This is a genomic window from Bacteroidota bacterium, from assembly GCA_018692315.1.
Taxonomy (GTDB): Bacteria; Bacteroidota; Bacteroidia; order Bacteroidales; family JABHKC01; genus JABHKC01.
In genome coordinates this window covers 15531-31779 of the sequence record JABHKC010000023.1, presented here as the reverse complement: position 1 = coordinate 31779, position 16249 = coordinate 15531, and the positions used below count along the sequence as shown (strand labels likewise).

General features: G+C 31.4%; 12 protein-coding genes and 1 tRNA gene. 10 read left to right on the top strand and 3 right to left on the bottom strand.

Annotation, left to right across the window (positions count from 1 at the left end; all coding sequences use genetic code 11):
* Positions 1–12 precede the first annotated feature (12 nt).
* The 3 genes from HN894_01780 (at position 13) to HN894_01770 (ending at position 2686) form a co-directional block, all read left to right on the top strand.
* Positions 13–84, top strand: a tRNA-Arg gene (locus HN894_01780).
* A 97-nt stretch (positions 85–181) separates the two neighbouring features.
* Positions 182–1801, top strand: coding sequence for a PAS domain S-box protein (locus HN894_01775; GenBank protein ID MBT7142038.1), 1620 nt, complete (start codon positions 182–184; stop codon positions 1799–1801).
* Positions 1802–2005: 204 nt separating this feature from the next.
* Complete coding sequence (locus tag HN894_01770; protein ID MBT7142037.1) at positions 2006–2686, top strand: DUF4386 domain-containing protein; 681 nt, start codon at positions 2006–2008, stop codon at positions 2684–2686.
* A gap of 364 nt (positions 2687–3050) precedes the next feature.
* On the opposite strand, the gene rlmF is transcribed toward HN894_01770, so the two are convergent.
* A complete protein-coding gene (gene rlmF, locus HN894_01765) occupies positions 3051–4019 on the bottom strand; it encodes a 23S rRNA (adenine(1618)-N(6))-methyltransferase RlmF (protein MBT7142036.1) in 969 nt (322 codons plus the stop codon).
* 826 nt (positions 4020–4845) lie between these two features.
* Here rlmF and HN894_01760 point away from each other — a divergent pair.
* Positions 4846–5040 carry a ferredoxin gene (locus HN894_01760; protein MBT7142035.1) on the top strand — a complete coding sequence of 65 codons (195 nt, stop codon included), beginning with the start codon at positions 4846–4848 and terminating at the stop codon, positions 5038–5040.
* Positions 5041–5615: 575 nt separating this feature from the next.
* Complete coding sequence (locus tag HN894_01755; protein MBT7142034.1) at positions 5616–6560, top strand: transposase; 945 nt, start codon at positions 5616–5618, stop codon at positions 6558–6560.
* 162 nt (positions 6561–6722) lie between these two features.
* On the opposite strand, the gene HN894_01750 is transcribed toward HN894_01755, so the two are convergent.
* Positions 6723–7955, bottom strand: a complete 1233-nt coding sequence (locus HN894_01750) for a DEAD/DEAH box helicase (GenBank protein MBT7142033.1) — start codon at positions 7953–7955, stop codon at positions 6723–6725.
* A gap of 206 nt (positions 7956–8161) precedes the next feature.
* On the opposite strand from HN894_01750, the gene HN894_01745 reads away from it, so the two are divergent.
* Positions 8162–8884 (top strand): class I SAM-dependent methyltransferase, encoded by a 723-nt coding sequence (locus HN894_01745; protein MBT7142032.1) that lies wholly within the window; start codon positions 8162–8164, stop codon positions 8882–8884.
* Between the two features lie 24 nt (positions 8885–8908).
* Here the strand turns inward: HN894_01745 and HN894_01740 are convergent, their stop codons facing one another.
* Positions 8909–9577: a hypothetical protein gene (locus HN894_01740; GenBank protein ID MBT7142031.1), complete on the bottom strand. Its 669-nt coding sequence runs from the start codon at positions 9575–9577 to the stop codon at positions 8909–8911.
* Between the two features lie 200 nt (positions 9578–9777).
* Between HN894_01740 and HN894_01735 the strand changes: the two genes are divergently transcribed.
* The 4 genes from HN894_01735 to HN894_01720 all read left to right on the top strand — a co-directional run bounded on the left by HN894_01735 (position 9778) and on the right by HN894_01720 (position 16237).
* Positions 9778–10335 carry a hypothetical protein gene (locus tag HN894_01735; protein ID MBT7142030.1) on the top strand — a complete coding sequence of 186 codons (558 nt, stop codon included), beginning with the start codon at positions 9778–9780 and terminating at the stop codon, positions 10333–10335.
* 152 nt (positions 10336–10487) lie between these two features.
* Entirely contained in the window at positions 10488–11927 is a 1440-nt protein-coding gene (locus HN894_01730) for a Malonyl-CoA decarboxylase (protein MBT7142029.1), read from the top strand.
* 301 nt (positions 11928–12228) lie between these two features.
* Entirely contained in the window at positions 12229–13638 is a 1410-nt protein-coding gene (locus HN894_01725) for a DUF4852 domain-containing protein (GenBank protein MBT7142028.1), read from the top strand.
* 220 nt (positions 13639–13858) lie between these two features.
* The gene (locus HN894_01720) at positions 13859–16237 is read left to right on the top strand and encodes a penicillin-binding protein (GenBank protein ID MBT7142027.1); all 2379 of its coding nucleotides are present in this window, start codon (positions 13859–13861) and stop codon (positions 16235–16237) included.
* The last annotated feature ends 12 nt before the right edge of the window (positions 16238–16249 follow it).

The following is a 16249-nucleotide window of genomic DNA, read 5'->3' as shown; positions in this document are numbered from 1 at the left end:
AAAATATTGAAGGGTCCCATAGTTCAATGGATAGAATAAAAGTTTCCTAAACTTTAGATCCAAGTTCGATTCTTGGTGGGACTACTCTCCAAAATTTGTCGTCTTAAACAAGATGCAAATAGGGCAAAAATTGGAACTTAAATGATATATGTTCACATTTTAATAAAAGAAATAAGGACAAATGGAAATAAATGATAAACCGACCTATCAAGAATTAGAAGATCAGATTGCTGAACTCAAAAAGCAAAATGATAATCTTCGATTGCATTCTTCAGCTCATAACGAAGAAAAAAAACGAGAAACGGAGTTATTAAGTGCAAAAGAAAAAGTAGAAGAAAGCGAATCAAATCTCAATTCGCTGATAAACAACCGCGATGAATCAATATGGTCAATCGACAATAACTATAACTACATTATCTTTAACAACTTTTTTAAAGAAGCATATCTTGCAACATTCAATGTCGAGTTACAGAAAGGACTTAATTCGTTGAATATCCTTACTCCCGGGTTGTTAGAATTTTGGAAATCGAAATACGATAAAGCACTTTCAGGAGAAAGAGTTGTTTTCGAAATTTCCAATCAAGTGGGGAAAGAACTTCGTTACTATGAAGTTTCCCTAAATCCGATTATTTTAAATGGTAAAGCTACAGGTGTATCCGGGATAAGTTCAGATATTACCGAAAAAAAAGAAACGCATAGAATTCTGCTCCAGAGCAGAGCAAATATATTAGCTATTTTAGAAAATACCACTGATAGTATATGGGCTATAAATTCCTCCTATGAAATTCTATTTGCCAATGATGTTTTTGTATCTGCTTTTCATACTACTTTTGGCGTTCGCCTTGGGCCTGGTGTAAATCTTTTACTTTCACTACCTAAACCGATGAGACAACTATGGAAATCACATTACGACAGGGTGTTGAGCAATGAGATGTTTTCATTTATCGACAAGATTGAGGTAGAGAACGGGACAATTCATATTGAAGTTCATTTGAATCCAATAGTTGTTGACGACAAAGTCATAGGGGCATCTTTTTTTGGGAAAGACATTACCAGACGAATAAAATCGGAAGAAGCCCTAAAGGAAAGTGAAACACAGTTAAGAGAACTTAATGTAACCAAAGACAAACTATTTTCAATCATTGCCCACGATTTAAGAAGTCCATTTAACAGTATTTTAGGATTTTCTGAATTGTTAATTGAGAATGCAAAAAATTCTGATATTGTAGAATCTGAAATGCATTCACGCATAATAAATTCATCAGCCAAAAATACATTAATTTTACTTGATAATTTATTAGATTGGGCAAAATCTCAAACCGGACAAATTAGTTTCAAGCCTGAAAAAATAAATTTGCTATCAATTATCCAGGAAATAATTGAATCTTCAAATTTAATGGCAAAAATTAAAAACATATCATTAAATTTAATTCAATCAGAGGAGATTGAAGCTTATGCCGATGCAAATATGGTGAAGACAGTTTTGCGAAATCTTATTTCCAATGCAATCAAATTTACGAATCCGGGAGGGAATATCAATGTTAATGGAATTTCAGAACAAAACCAAGTTGAAATTTCTATCTCCGATAATGGAATTGGGATGAATGACGAAACACGTAAAAAGTTATTTGATATATCTTCAAATATAACATTTCTTGGTACTACAAAAGAAAAAGGCTCTGGCTTAGGATTAGTCCTTTGCAAAGAATTTGTGGAAAGACTTGGTGGGCATATTTGGGTGGAAAGCGAAGAAGGAAAAGGAAGTGATTTCAGATTTAGCTTACCTTTGAATAAAACATAATAAAAAAGAATATAAACAGCTTGGCCATTCAAAAATTGAAACTACAATGATTTATCTGCACATTTCAGAAACTCGAAAACAGTAACAAATTGAAATAGTTTTTGATAAGATTATTTGAATTTTATAAAACAGTTATATTTAAAAAATATAATAAAGAAATATGCAGATATGCTATTTTAAGCGACAAATATGAAAACAAAAAATATGAATAAAAGGAAAGTTGCAATAACAACAGGATGGTCATTAATCCTTATGGCAATAATCGCAATGTTCTCTGTAGGATATGCATTTTCAGAATTTTATCAGGCTGACCAAATTGAATTTCTAAATGACAATATCCTCAAGAATCTTGGATTATATCGAAGTATGCTATGGGGAATACTGATAATAATTATTTTGGATTTATTAGTATCCTTCACGCTTTACGAATACTTCAAAGATGACAATAGAAAAATGTCTTTAGCATCAGGAATTCTAAGACTTGCTTACACATTTATATTTGGAATAGCAACGTTTTTTTTGACCAAAAACTTGAATGTAACTGAACTTACGAATCAAACAATAAGTACAAATTTTCAATTATTTCAATCTATTTGGAATGGCGGATTAATAGTATTTGGATTTCACATTATCCTAATTGGAATATTAATGAAATTACATAGTAGGATTCCTAAAATTCTATGGTATTTAGCATTGATAGCAGGAGTCTCATATGTAATTATCCATTTTTTCAAATTGATAAGTCCAGATTCTGAGTTTGTAAACACATTGAATATGATATTGGCTCTGCCAATGGCGATCGGTGAGCTTGGACTTGCAATTTGGTTACTTGTTAAAGGAGGAAGGAAGAATATAATTAAAAATGAAACCAGCCTACCTAAATAATTAATAATTCTCAAATATTATTAATTCTAGAAAACAAGAACAAATGAAAATGGTTTTTGATATGATGGTTTAATGTTGCCCGGCTTTGAGACGAATTTTGCAGGGTATGTAGATAGTGCCTCTAAGAAAACAGTTCAAAATTAAAAACATCTCTTTTTGTGATATTTCTGTTTTTTTTCATTTGTCTAATACAAAAGCATTTACTGCATGAAAGAAAATAGAAATATCATCAAAAATAAATTATTGTAACTAATTCTACTTTACGAGTTTAAAAAATAGCAAAGTATTTTTCTTGATTAATAATATCGCACCTTTACGCTAAGATTATTTATTTTGCCTTAGTTTAGCATGTTACAAGTTAATTCTATAGTAGAGTTTTCCATCTCGTTTCTCTCCACTCTTTTTGTTCTTCTTTAGAAAGGAATGTCCAAGCTACAATTCGGCTAGATTTATTAGCTGTTCCCATGAGAATCGTTCTTATCTGATTAGCTTCAATTTTTTCTAAATATTTATAAATTCCTTTAAGATTAGATTGTTTTGATACTAAAGTTGAAAACCAGTAACAGTTTTTAGAGAACTTTTCACTTTCTCTAATCATATTCTGAATAAATTTATTTTCTCCGCCAACACATATAAGTTCATTGCTGATTCCTGCAAAATTGCGATCAAGTGTCTTTACTTTTTTGCCAGATAGATTCTTTATTTTTCGTCGAGTTCCTTTTTGAGCATCTTCAATCGAAGAATGAAAAGGAGGATTGCATATGATTAATTCAATTTTATCTTCTTTGCTTATTATGCCAAAAAGAACCTGTTTTGATATTTTTTGTAATCTACATTCAATCTTTTCTTTAATTGATGAATTAGAATTGACAATATTCTGTGCTGATGCAATTGTTTTTGGGTGGATATCAGATCCGATAAATTTCCAATCGTATTCTACAACTCCTATAATTGGGTAAATGCAACTTGCCCCTACACCAATATCAAGACAAGTGATTTTATCGCCAGTTGGGATTGTTCCAAAATTGTTTTCGGCTAATAAATCAGCCATATGATGAATGTAATCAGCCCTTCCAGGTATGGGGGGACATAAGTTTTCGTCTGGGAAATCCCAGTTCTTTATTCCGTAATAATGATTTAATATTGCTGTGTTTAAAAGTTTAACAGCATGTGGGTTTGAAAAATCTACTGATTCTATACCGTATTTGTTAAGGGCTAAATGATTTTTTAATTCAGGAGTAGATTTAGTCAAAGCGTTTAAATCGTATCTGCCTCGGTTTTTGTTTCGAGAATGTAGCCTCGCTTTTTCTGGTTGATTTTTTTCTGAAGACATGATTTACTGTAATTTCAAATATAGATTTTTAACATTCCTGCCACTTAATATCTTATCGCTCAGTTGAACTAAACCCAAACCAGCCAATTCAGTAATATTTTCAAAAGTTCTCTATAAATAATTAATAATTCTCAAATATAATTATTTCTAATAAAACAAAAACAAATGAAAATGGTTTTTGATAAGATGATATAATTATGATGAAATAGTTATATTTGAAAAATGAAATTGAAAAAATTTAATTGTGGAAGAAATATCTGGAAAATTCCGGATATACTAATGTTGTACTTAATTTATAAAAGATTTATAAGAGTAGAATTTCTTGTCAGAACTAATGGAAATGCATCTAAATTAAAATATCTAAAAATAAATATTTAAAATAAAATATCATGGGAAAAGGAAAAGACACAAAGAAGAACGTTAAAAAAGAACCCTCTAAAACTCCAAAAGAAAAAAAAGAGGCAAAGAGGCTAAAGAAATCTAAATAAGATATACGGTATCCCGAAAAAATCGGGAGTGGTTCATCAGGCATAAGAAAGTTTGAATTGTACTTCAGATGGAAAACTTCTTCGAGAACTATGGAGTTGCGTATGTAAAAGGCAATATTTCAGAAAGCCAAAAACAAGAACAAATGGAAATGGGTTTTGATAATATGATTTAAAAAAGTTGTATTAATTTTTATTGCCCATTAGTGATTAATTTATGTATAATAATTTTAATTTAAGGTTTTTGCAGCACTTGGTAAACTTTTGTTATAAAGAAATATTTTAATTTAAAAAACATTTACTTTCTTTGAACCAATTATTAATAGAATAAAAATAAAAAAATGGCTATAAAAAAAGTATGGATAGAAGACGGTTGCACATCTTGCGGTCTTTGCGAAGATACTTCACCCGAAGTATTTGTTGTTGAAGATGAATCAACTGTTTTGCCCGATGCTAAATTTGACGGTAATGAAGATGATATAAAAGAGGCTGCAGAAAGCTGCCCCGTAGAGGTTATAAAATACCTCGAAGAATAGTTTTTGCAAGATTATTTATATATAGTGTCTCTAAGAGAACAGTTCAAAATTAAGCCCAAATTCGGGATTGCGATATTTCGATTTTTTTCATTTGTCTAATGCAAAAGCATTTACTGCATGAAAGAAATTAGAAATCTCATCAAAAATAAATTATTTGTAACTATTCAATAAATCGATTAGTTAAATTAATTTTAATAGCCGTAATCTTTAGGCTACTGTTACAAATGAATCTTCACCAGCCTTTATGGCTAAATCATTTTTTGAGGTGGAGAAGAGAAATGTTTTGGTGATAGCTATCTGTAAGCTAAAATGCTAAATTGCATTTTTACATGTTATTGCGTACTGAATATTAACAATTTAGATTAATTTTGTTTTCTTTTTCTTGATAAAAAGAAACAAAAATCAAGGCTACAGATAATTTTGGGACAATACTAATTTCTCAATCCTCCCCACAAGTATCCTAAAATCTGCATATTGGTTAATAACCATATATGATTAAATGAATTGTATATCAATTATTAAAGTGTTTTCCGGAAAATTATAAAGAAATAATTGCACTTTCTCTTTATGAGGTCATGGAAGGAACACCTTTTTATTTGTACCATTATTGGGCAGATGAAAACTATTTTCCAGATACAAATAAATTAGACTCCTCGGCTATATCAAATCTATTTGCAGCAATTGGTCGTGATGAAAAACGACGTTTTGATTTTATGGAAAAATGGGCACAACACATTAATCCTGATAAAGCATTGTTTTTTGACATTTCATCTATTTCAAGTTATTCAACAAATATAGATTTTATAGAATGGGGATATAATAGAGATAAAGAAAATTTACCTCAGATAAATCTTGGAATGGTTTTTTGCGAAGACAAAAAATTGCCAGTTAACTATTGTTTGTATCCTGGTAGCATTGTTGATGTTACAACTTTGAAGAATTGCAAAAAGTATTTAACTAATTTTGGATTGAACGACTTCCTTTTTATTTTAGACAGAGGCTTTTTTAGTACAGCAAATGTTTTAGAAATGAACGACAAAGATTGTTGTATAAGTTTTATTCAACCATTGCCTTTTAGCCTGAAAAAAGCAAAAAGAAATATTCGTAATATTAATTCTTCACTATCAAGATCAGGTTATTACATCTTGGCAACAAACAAAACAGGAATGTCACACGAAGAGGTATTAACTCATTATAGAAATAAAGATCTGGTTGAAAAAGTTTTTGATGTGCTTAAAAATGAAATGGATGGAAAAAGATTAAGAACACATAATGACCACACAACCACAGGAAAACTATTTGTAATGTTCATTTCTTTAGTGATATATTATGAAATTATCAGAGTTATGAATCAAAATAAACTATTCAAAACCTACACTATAAAAGAACTGCTTTATGAATTAAGAAAAATTAAAATCAATCATATTGCAAAAGATGGAAAACCGATAGTAAGTGAAGTTTCAAAAAAACAGAAAACAATATTTAACCCAACTGGGAAATCAACATTTGTTAATGGTTGATTTCCCAGTTGGGTTAAGACTGCACACTTCTATCTACCTCAAATTTTTAACTTTTGGCTTATATTCTGGTACAATTGGACATTGATTTTATATGATTTGGTTCTATGCTCATATGTCAAAAATATATGCATTAAAGCAAATTCCCTTTTTCAAAAAAAAAGTCTAAGATATATTATTCCGATTCCCCGTCTTAAAATTCCGTTTTTTATTATGGAAACTTTTCTTTTTACGAGATTTTTGATTTCCATCTTTCCATTCGGGTCCGGCACCTATTTTGCTCGGGGGTTGATATTTCGGAATAGAATATTCTATCAGATGTTCAATTTTCCTCATTAGATACATGTCCTTCTCGTTCACCAAAGTAATTGCCTCACCTTTTGTGTTAACACGAGCAGTTCGTCCTACCCGATGAACATAATCTTCGGCATCGTTGGGGACATCGAAATTTACGACCATATTTATTTCCTTCACATCAATGCCTCGACTCATAACATCTGTAGCAACCAAAATACGTATTTGTTTAGAGCGGAATCCTCTTAAAACTTCTTCGCGTTTTTCCTGATCTAAATTTGAAGAAATCCCTTGTGCCGGGAAACCTGACTTGTTAAGTGATCTTACAATTTCTGTTACTTTACTTTTTGTAGAGCTGAAAATGATGATGCTATCATAGTCTTTATTTTCGCTCAAAACATGACTTATAATTTTCACTTTTTGAGTGTCGTAGCATAAATATATTTTATGATCGATTCCTTCAGCAGGTTTAGAAATCGACAAAGATATTTCGTCCGGACTATGCAAAATCTTTTTTGTCAATTGACGAATACTTTTTGGCATAGTAGCGCTAAAAAGCATAGTTTGGTGTTTTTTGGGAAGATAGGAAATAATTTTCTGTAAATCGTCAATAAATCCCATATCCAACATCCTGTCAGCTTCATCCAGGATTAAATGTTTCAAATCGTTGAAGTTAACATTTCCGGACATAATATGAGACAACAGCTTGCCAGGTGTCGCAACAATAATATCGGTTCCGCCTTGAAGAGCATCTTTTTGGGCAACCCAATCTTTGCCATCGCCGCCACCATATACAGAATTCGAACTTACCGATATGAAATATGCAAGCCCCTGTATTTCTTGTTCTATTTGAATCGCCAATTCTCTGGTCGGAACAATTATCAATGTATTTATAGATTTGTTGTTTTTGCCTATCAATTTGTTTAGAACAGGAAGAACAAATGCAACAGTTTTGCCGGTGCCGGTCTGGGCACATGCAATTACATCCCTGTTTTCAAGAATAATTGGTATAACCTTTTCCTGAATTTCTGTGGCTGTTTCAAAGCCCATATATGATATTGCTTCTAATAATTGTTTATCTAACTGTAGTTCTGAAAACTTCATTCCTTGGGTGTTGTATTAAGTTAAGTCTATTGAGATTGCAAGTCTCTTATCAAAATTCGTTATCCAAATTTGATTCTATTTTCATTAAATATTTATTTTTCAAAATTTAAATAGCCAAATATAATATAAGTTTTTGTTAACCAATGAATACTGCATACTTTTAATTATTTTTGCAAACAAATGCAATTGTTCAATAAATAGAAAATATGGATTTTTATTCACGAATTTCGAAACAGTACGATGAGGTTTTTCCACTCAATAATTCTCAAGTTTCTTTTATAAAATCTTTTTCGGAAAAAAACAAAAATGAACAAAGCCTCCTGGATATTGGTTGTGGAACTGGTAGTTTGGCAATAAGTCTTTGCGATTATTTCGCAAAAATTTCGGCTATAGATACAAATAGCCAAATGATAGCTTCAGCAAAAAAGAAAGTCGGAAATAAGAAAATTAGTTTCTGCAAAATTGGAATGTTAGAAATTGAAAAAAACTTTCCCGAAAATTCTTTCGATATTGTTAGCTGTTTCGGAAATACGCTTGTTCATTTACAAAATATGGAAGAAATTGAAGCATTTTTCAGGAATACTAAATTTGTTCTGAAGAAAACCGGAAAATTTTTATTTCAATTAATAAATTACGATTATGTTTTCGACAGTAAACTGAAAAGTTTACCTACTATTGAAAATGAAATAATAAAATTTGAACGTTTCTATAGCCTTGACGAAAATAATATGTTAGATTTTTCGACCATCCTTTTCATTAAAGAAACCGAAGAAATTATCAAAAACAATATCAAACTTTTTCCTGCAAGAAGAAAACAAATTATAAAGGCGCTGCAAAAAGCCGGATTTGACACTATAAATTCTTATAGCTCTTTTGCAAAAACAGAATTCAATAACAAAAGTTTACCTTTAGTTTTCGAATGTTATTAGCTCTAACTGAAATTTTGTGTTAAGCTATTTCTTGAGAATTTTTTCCGATTCAATTTGTTTAAAAACATCATGAAGGATTTCAACATATAGTAGTCCTTTTTGCCTCTCTTCATTTTTAAATGGATATAGAAAAAACATAAAGGTTTGCCAACATTTTGTTATCTCCATTTTACGTTCGTAAGCTTTAATCAATTTTCTATTTGAATCAAGCACTTCAATTTTTGCTGTATATTCATACTTGAAAGGCATCGGCAGCAGGGTAGCGCTAACAACTGCACCAACAGTGGCAAAAAAGTATTTTACAAATGATTTTTCACGTTGTATTTTGACTTTAATAATATAATCATGACTATTCATCAGGCTGTCTTTCATACGACGACGTTTCGAGATGTTTACATCAGAAGCATGATCTGTAAAAACTGAATAATAAGAAATATTGCTAATTTCTGTCATGGCATCCACAAATATTTCTTCGAATCCATTTACAGGTCTTGGGTCAAGTTTTGGTACAGCATCAAATCCTTTGGTTTGCCTGTAATGACTGAAAATAAACAATACATCGACTCTTTCGGCATTATAATTTTTTTCTGCCTCCTTTTCATATTTTCCATCCATCGACGATTTGAAGGTTGCACAACTACTACTAATTAATAATAAGACAATTGCAAAACAGATTAATCTTTGTGTTTTCATATCAAAATATTTAATTAATAAAACGTTTTAAACATTTTCAAATATAGAGATTTTTCGTAAGAAATGAAAAAGTGAGAATTTGAATCAAAGTTTAATTTTGAGCGAACAGATACTGTTTAACTATACCAACAGCCATAAGTCAACCACCAAAATCCCAGAATAATATTATCTTGCAAAATTTTATTTTTGTAAAAATTTAAATGAAAAAAAAGGATTCTATAGCAAGAACCTGGATGAGCGATGATATTTATCAACTGCTATTATTGGCTGGTAAAAGTTATACTATGGAATTGAAAGAAATGGCTCTGAATGATCCAACAGTTCTTGATTTGCTTGTAAGAGTTTTTCTTACCGACGAAAAAAAAATTTGCTGGCATGCCGGTTGGGTGCTGTTCAAGATAGCGAATACTCACAAAAAACTACTAATAAAATACTTGCCCCAGATAATAGAGAAACTGCCAAAAATGCTTTACCACAGCCAGATTCATGGAGCATTGCGTATAGTTCAAAATTATGACATTAGCGATGAAAAGCAGCAAGGAATTTTAGTTGACGAAGGCATAAAGTTTATACGGTCGAAAAAGTATCCGGCCTATATGAAATACTTTTCTATCGTCATAATCGATAAAATTACCTGCTATTATCCCGAGCTAATAAATGAATTTGCTCTAACAATTGAACAAGCACTTCCACACTGGGAAACAAATTATATAATTCGTTTTGGGAAGAAAAAACTTAAGGAATTTGCTGATAGGTAGATTGTTCCGGAAAATGTTGAGTGATAAATTTACACAAACATAATTCAAGCTTATTTGCTACAATAAAGTTGTTAAAAATAATCTATTCATAAATCTTGCAATTCATATAATAATAATGTATTTTTAGCTAAATATAATTTTGAATAATTTATATGAAAATATTTTCGAGACACAAAGAGGATTTAATAAAACTTGACGATTCTATTGCCGGAATTAGCAAAGAAACCATCAATAAAATAAAAACAGCTTGGGACGAATCGGGCAATTTCAAAATACAGATAAAACCGGATTTGCCAAAAAGCGATGAAACTCTTCTGAGAGAATTAATGGTAGAATGTGTTAATGAAAAAGTCGGAGAAATTTCAAAAAAATCGAAGATTATTCATCTCGGGATTATTTATATAAATCTGTCGAAAAAAGGGAAAAGCAGATTTCTCAGAATCCTTGGTCGATATTTCGATGTAAATACCTCAATTTTGAACGAAAAGATTAACAATCTTAAAAATTCTAATGATGAAAATGAACGGATAAATGCCGAGCTTGAGCTAAGTAAGTCATTGGTTCCGCCACGAGTGAAAATTTTAAGGCAGCTTGTGAAATTGCCCAATGGTTTTCTTTTCTTGAAAGATATGCGGCGCGATTTAATTCCACTAATTCCGACAATGCCACGACTGAGAAAACTCGACAGCGATATAAAAAATCTATTGATAACTTATTTCGACATTAACCTTTTAGATTTGGAGGAGATAACCTGGAATTCTCCGGCAATTCTGCTCGAAAAACTTATGGAATATGAAGCCGTTCATGAGATAAGTTCTTGGAAAGATTTAAAATACAGACTTCTAACCAATAGAAAAATGTATGCGTTTTTTCATTACAAAGTCCCAAATGATCCTTTGATTTTTATCGAAATTGCACTTGTAAAAGGTCTGCCAAATAATATTCAAAATCTGTTAGACAAAAATATTCCGCCTGAAAATCCAAATCTTGCCGATACAGCAATTTTTTATTCTATCTCAAATACTCAAAAAGGATTGAAAGGGATTAGCTTCGGGAATTTTCTAATAAAAAGGGTAGTAAAAGAACTATCGGCAGAGTTTCCAAATTTGAAAAATTTTGCAACCTTATCTCCAATTCCTAAATTCAGAGATTGCTTAGAAAATTATCCTTCCGAAAAATTTCAGGAGTTAATTACAAAAAGCGAAATAAAAAATCTTGAGAAATATTCAGAATCTAAAGACGCTAAAAACATCTTGCTTGAAATTCTAAATACAAGTTGGTACAAAAATGAAACTCTATCGAATTTCCTTAAAAAGCCATTGATGCGATTATGTGCCAACTATTTACTCTATTCGAAAAAGAGGAAAAACAATGCTTTCGATCCGGTTGCTCATTTTCATTTGACGAATGGCTCTAAAATTCAGCAAATAAATTGGCTTGGCGACACTTCCGAAAAAGGACTAAAACAATCTGCAGGCATTATGGTGAACTATAACTATGAGCTAAAAAAAATTATTTCGAATCACGAAATTTATTTTGCTGAAGGAAAAGTCTGTATTTCTAAGGATGCTCGGTCTTGGTTGAAGAAGTAGGGAGTTTGTAAAGTTTGTAAAGTTAAAAGTTGAAGCAGGAAATAAAATGATTGGTATCTGGGTAACATTCTAATTAAGACATTTTAGAAAATTTAAGTAACCAAATCTTGATGTTTTTTTTCAAAACTACCAAGAATGTGAAAAGAATAATTTGTACCTTTGTTCGAAATGGATACGCAAAGAACATATAGAATATACAATATCAGTCAAAGACTGATATCACAATTGCACAGTTTGGAGATTTATTTGTTGAAATTATAATACTTATTGTAATAATCGAATCTAATTAAACAAATTCAAAATGGGAATAAGAGTGCCAAGTGGAACATTAATTCCTGATGAAGAAGGTGGATGTTTATATAGTATCCTTGGTATAATTATTCTATTAGGACTAATTGTGGTTGGTATTGATAATTGCTCAAATCAAAACGACTCTTTGCCAAATAGGCATAAAAAAATCTCAAATAATATTGATAATAACCTGACTGATATCTTTACAACATACAATAATAGAATTGTACATAATCAAACTAATTCAAACAATCAGGTAGATGAAATACAACCAAATAAAAGCTCATTCCATGAGTTTGAAGATTTCAATTTTCCTGATCCAAATGGTAAATTAAATTCTGAATTGTCTTTTTTCATTAGAGCTAAATTATCAAATAAAACATCAGAAGATATATTCGAAGATTATATCATAAACTTCGATTACAAACGTAGTAGATATAAAGCTGATGAATTTGAAAAAAAAAGAACCACAAAACTATGGAAAGAATCATTCAAAACAGAATTCAAAAAATTCAATTTCAACTCCTCAAATGTGTTATATTTCGATGAGAATATAAAGCTCCCAGAATATAACTTTGAACAACAAGCATTTGTTGTTTATCCAACTATACGTGGAGGTTACGTCAATGAAGGTGTCATTAAACATAGCAAATTAATTATCTCTGTAAGTAATTATAGTCAATTTACATCACTGAAACTGTCCCCAGAACAAGCTGAAGAATTATTACATGAAATTAATCAAACTAATGAAAAAAGGATATATATTCAGCGAGTTTATTTTAGAATCATATCTTCTGAATCAAAATTAGACCAGTGGCAAAGAATAAAAGGTGAAGGACTTATTGAAAAAATCGAATTTATACAATTGACTTCTTTGAAAGTTTTACATACACTCTATCCTCTTAAAAAGCCAGTATCCAAATCGACACCAAAAGAACTTGAAAATAAAAAGTTATTTCAAACTAGTTCCGAAGAAAAGCCTAACGTTTCTTACACAGGTCATCGTTATGTTGTTAGAAGTGGGAGTGTTACTATGAGACGGAATTCTGAGCCTGATAACAGTTCTTTGTTAAAAGTCTCTTCTGAGAAACAAAAGGCAAATTCAATTAATTATAGTGCAAAAAATTACACCTATGATTCTAAAAAGCTAAAATTTGTTATCATAAACAAGCCCATAAATAAAAATTACATATATAGAAAGCATACAAAAGTTAAAAAAAGCATTACTGGTGACTGTATTATTTCAGAAAATATTCATTTTATAATTGAAGGTTTTGTCAAAGGGCAGATTACTTTGCAGAAAAACTCAACTTTGGTGGTTTATGGAAAATTAATAGGAAATGTTTATAATTATGGTGGTAGTATTTATTATAAAAAAAACATTCAAGGAAAAGTGATTAATAGACAAAAGAAATATTAATCCCCAGTTAAGCGAAGTTGTAAACTTCGCTTTATCTTGTAACAAACTGACATACATCTCAAATTTACCCATACCACCGCTCCAAGCAATAAAATAGTTTATATTTTCTGAAAGTAAAAAAAACGAAATCAAATAATGTACACCAAATTTCAAATTCATAACTCATAATTCATAACTCATAATTCATTTTTACTAATTTTGCAGCAATTATTTTGAAATGATGGAAAAGAAAAAACGCTCATATAGATTATATTTGTGGCTGATGTGGTTGCTTTTTACTGTACCAATGGCATCAATCATCACAATTTTTATATTGATTTCTCAAGGTTTTTTTGGATTTATGCCAACTTTCGAGGAGCTGGAAAATCCGAAAAGCAATTTGGCATCAGAAATTTATTCTTCCGACCAAAAACTTCTTGGGAAGTATTATTTAGAAAATCGCTCATTTGTAAATTATTACGAATTGTCGCCATATTTAATTGATGCTCTGGTTGCCACCGAAGATATTCGTTTCGAAAAGCATTCTGGAATTGATATTAAAGCATTACTTCGAGTTTCGAAAGGTGTTTTAAGCGGAAATTCATCAGGCGGGGGAAGTACAATAACACAGCAACTTGCCAAAAATTTATTCCCACGAGACACTTCAAACTATAATTCATCTATTCGTCGGACATGGAATCTTGCAATCACAAAATTTAAAGAATGGGTAACAGCAGTAAAGCTGGAAAGAAACTATACAAAAAAGGAAATTCTGGTTATGTATTTAAACACCGTTCCTTTTGGGAGTCAGGCTTATGGAATAAAATCGGCTTCGAGCACATTTTTTAATTGCCTGCCCGATTCTTTGAAAGTTCAGGAAGCTGCAACCTTAGTTGGATTGCTGAAAGCACCAACCAGATATAGCCCTGTAAGAAACCCTGAACGATCGACAAAGCGAAGGAATGTTGTACTTTCGCAAATGAAAAGATACAACTTCATTGATCAGGAGAAATACGATTCAATCTCTGTTTTGCCTATCGAACTGAATTATAGAGTACAAACTCATGCCAAAGGTATGGCAACACATTTTAGAGAATATCTACGTACGACTTTAAATTCCAACAAGCCGGAAAAAGAACGATATTGGTCCTACACAAAATTTAAGGAAGATTCTATAGCATGGGAAACAAATGCTCTTTTTGGCTGGTGCAAAAAACATTTCAAACCCGATGGCACAAATTATAACCTTTATAAAGACGGTATCAAAATCTACACAACCTTAAATTCGCGTCTTCAGCAATTTGGTGAAGAATCGCTTGAAAAGCATCTTGGTGGATATTTGCAAGCAGAATTGTCGAAAGAATTGCACGAAACCAGAAATCCTCCATTTTCTGACGACATTAGCGATGAGCAATTCGAAAGAATTATGGAACGATCAATGAAGAATACCGATAGATATAGAGAATTGAAAAAACAAGGGAAATCGCTCGAAGAGATTAAGAGAAAATTTGATACACCTACTGAAATGACTGTCTTTTCTTGGAATGGAGATATCGACACAGTTCTTACTCCTTTAGATTCTTTAAGATATTATAAATTTATTTTGCGTGCAGGTTTTATGTCTATGGACCCACACACCGGACACGTAAAAGCCTATGTTGGTGGCGGCGATTACCGTTATTTCAAATACGACCACGTTACACAAGGCAAGCGTCAGATTGGCTCAACCATAAAACCATTTCTTTATACACTTGCCATGCAGGAAGGTTATTCCCCATGTTATAAAGTCCCGAACATTCCAACAACTTTTTATGTGAACGACAGCTCTTGGACACCAAAAAACTCTTCTAAATCGGAGTTCGATGGAAAAATGGTTTCATTGAAATGGGGGCTTGCAAATTCTGTAAACTATATTTCGGCATGGGTGCTAAAGCAATTTAATCCGCACGCAGTTGTCGATATTACCAGAAAAATGGGAGTTAAGAGTTATATTGATCCTGTACCATCAATTTTTCTGGGAACATCGGATGTTACTCTTTACGAAATGGTTGGTGCATACAGTACATTTGCAAACAAGGGAGTTTATACAGAACCAATTTTTGTTACCAGAATAGAAGATAAAAACGGAAATATAGTTTCAACTTTCAAACCAAAAAAAATAGAAGCTTTTAATGAAGAGACAGCATATCTTATGCTCAATTTATTAAAAGGTGTTGTTACCGAAGGTAGCGGAAGACGCTTGCGTTGGCGTTATCAATTGCACAACGATATTGGTGGAAAAACCGGAACTACCGACAATCATTCAGACGGTTGGTTTATGGGAGTTACACAAAATTTGGTGTCAGGCGTTTGGGTTGGCGGCGAAGTTCGTAGCATACATTTCAAAGGTCTCAAATTGGGGCAGGGTGCAAACATGGCTCTACCAATTTATGGAATGTATCAGCAAAAAGTTTATGCAGACACCGCAAATTCCGGAATTTTTCCTGTCGATTTCGAAAGACCTGCTAAAGAAATTAATATAGAATTAGATTGCGAAAAATTCAACAAACAGAATCAGAATGAACAAATAATTGACGATACGCAAGACAATGAAGATGAGCAAATTCTAATAGGTTTTTGATGGATGAACTAA

Bases quoted from the DNA above. Each gene is read 5' to 3' on its own strand.
- HN894_01735 (MBT7142030.1), top strand. From the start codon at position 9,778: ATGAAAAAAAAGGATTCTATAGCAAGAACCTGGATGAGCGATGATATT.
- HN894_01750 (MBT7142033.1), bottom strand. From the start codon at position 7,955: ATGAAGTTTTCAGAACTACAGTTAGATAAACAATTATTAGAAGCAATA.
- HN894_01725 (MBT7142028.1), top strand. From the start codon at position 12,229: ATGGGAATAAGAGTGCCAAGTGGAACATTAATTCCTGATGAAGAAGGT.
- HN894_01730 (MBT7142029.1), top strand. From the start codon at position 10,488: ATGAAAATATTTTCGAGACACAAAGAGGATTTAATAAAACTTGACGAT.
- HN894_01745 (MBT7142032.1), top strand. From the start codon at position 8,162: ATGGATTTTTATTCACGAATTTCGAAACAGTACGATGAGGTTTTTCCA.
- HN894_01760 (MBT7142035.1), top strand. From the start codon at position 4,846: ATGGCTATAAAAAAAGTATGGATAGAAGACGGTTGCACATCTTGCGGT.
- rlmF (MBT7142036.1), bottom strand. From the start codon at position 4,019: ATGTCTTCAGAAAAAAATCAACCAGAAAAAGCGAGGCTACATTCTCGA.
- HN894_01770 (MBT7142037.1), top strand. From the start codon at position 2,006: ATGAATAAAAGGAAAGTTGCAATAACAACAGGATGGTCATTAATCCTT.
- HN894_01740 (MBT7142031.1), bottom strand. From the start codon at position 9,577: ATGAAAACACAAAGATTAATCTGTTTTGCAATTGTCTTATTATTAATT.
- HN894_01755 (MBT7142034.1), top strand. From the start codon at position 5,616: ATGGAAGGAACACCTTTTTATTTGTACCATTATTGGGCAGATGAAAAC.
- HN894_01775 (MBT7142038.1), top strand. From the start codon at position 182: ATGGAAATAAATGATAAACCGACCTATCAAGAATTAGAAGATCAGATT.
- HN894_01720 (MBT7142027.1), top strand. From the start codon at position 13,859: ATGGAAAAGAAAAAACGCTCATATAGATTATATTTGTGGCTGATGTGG.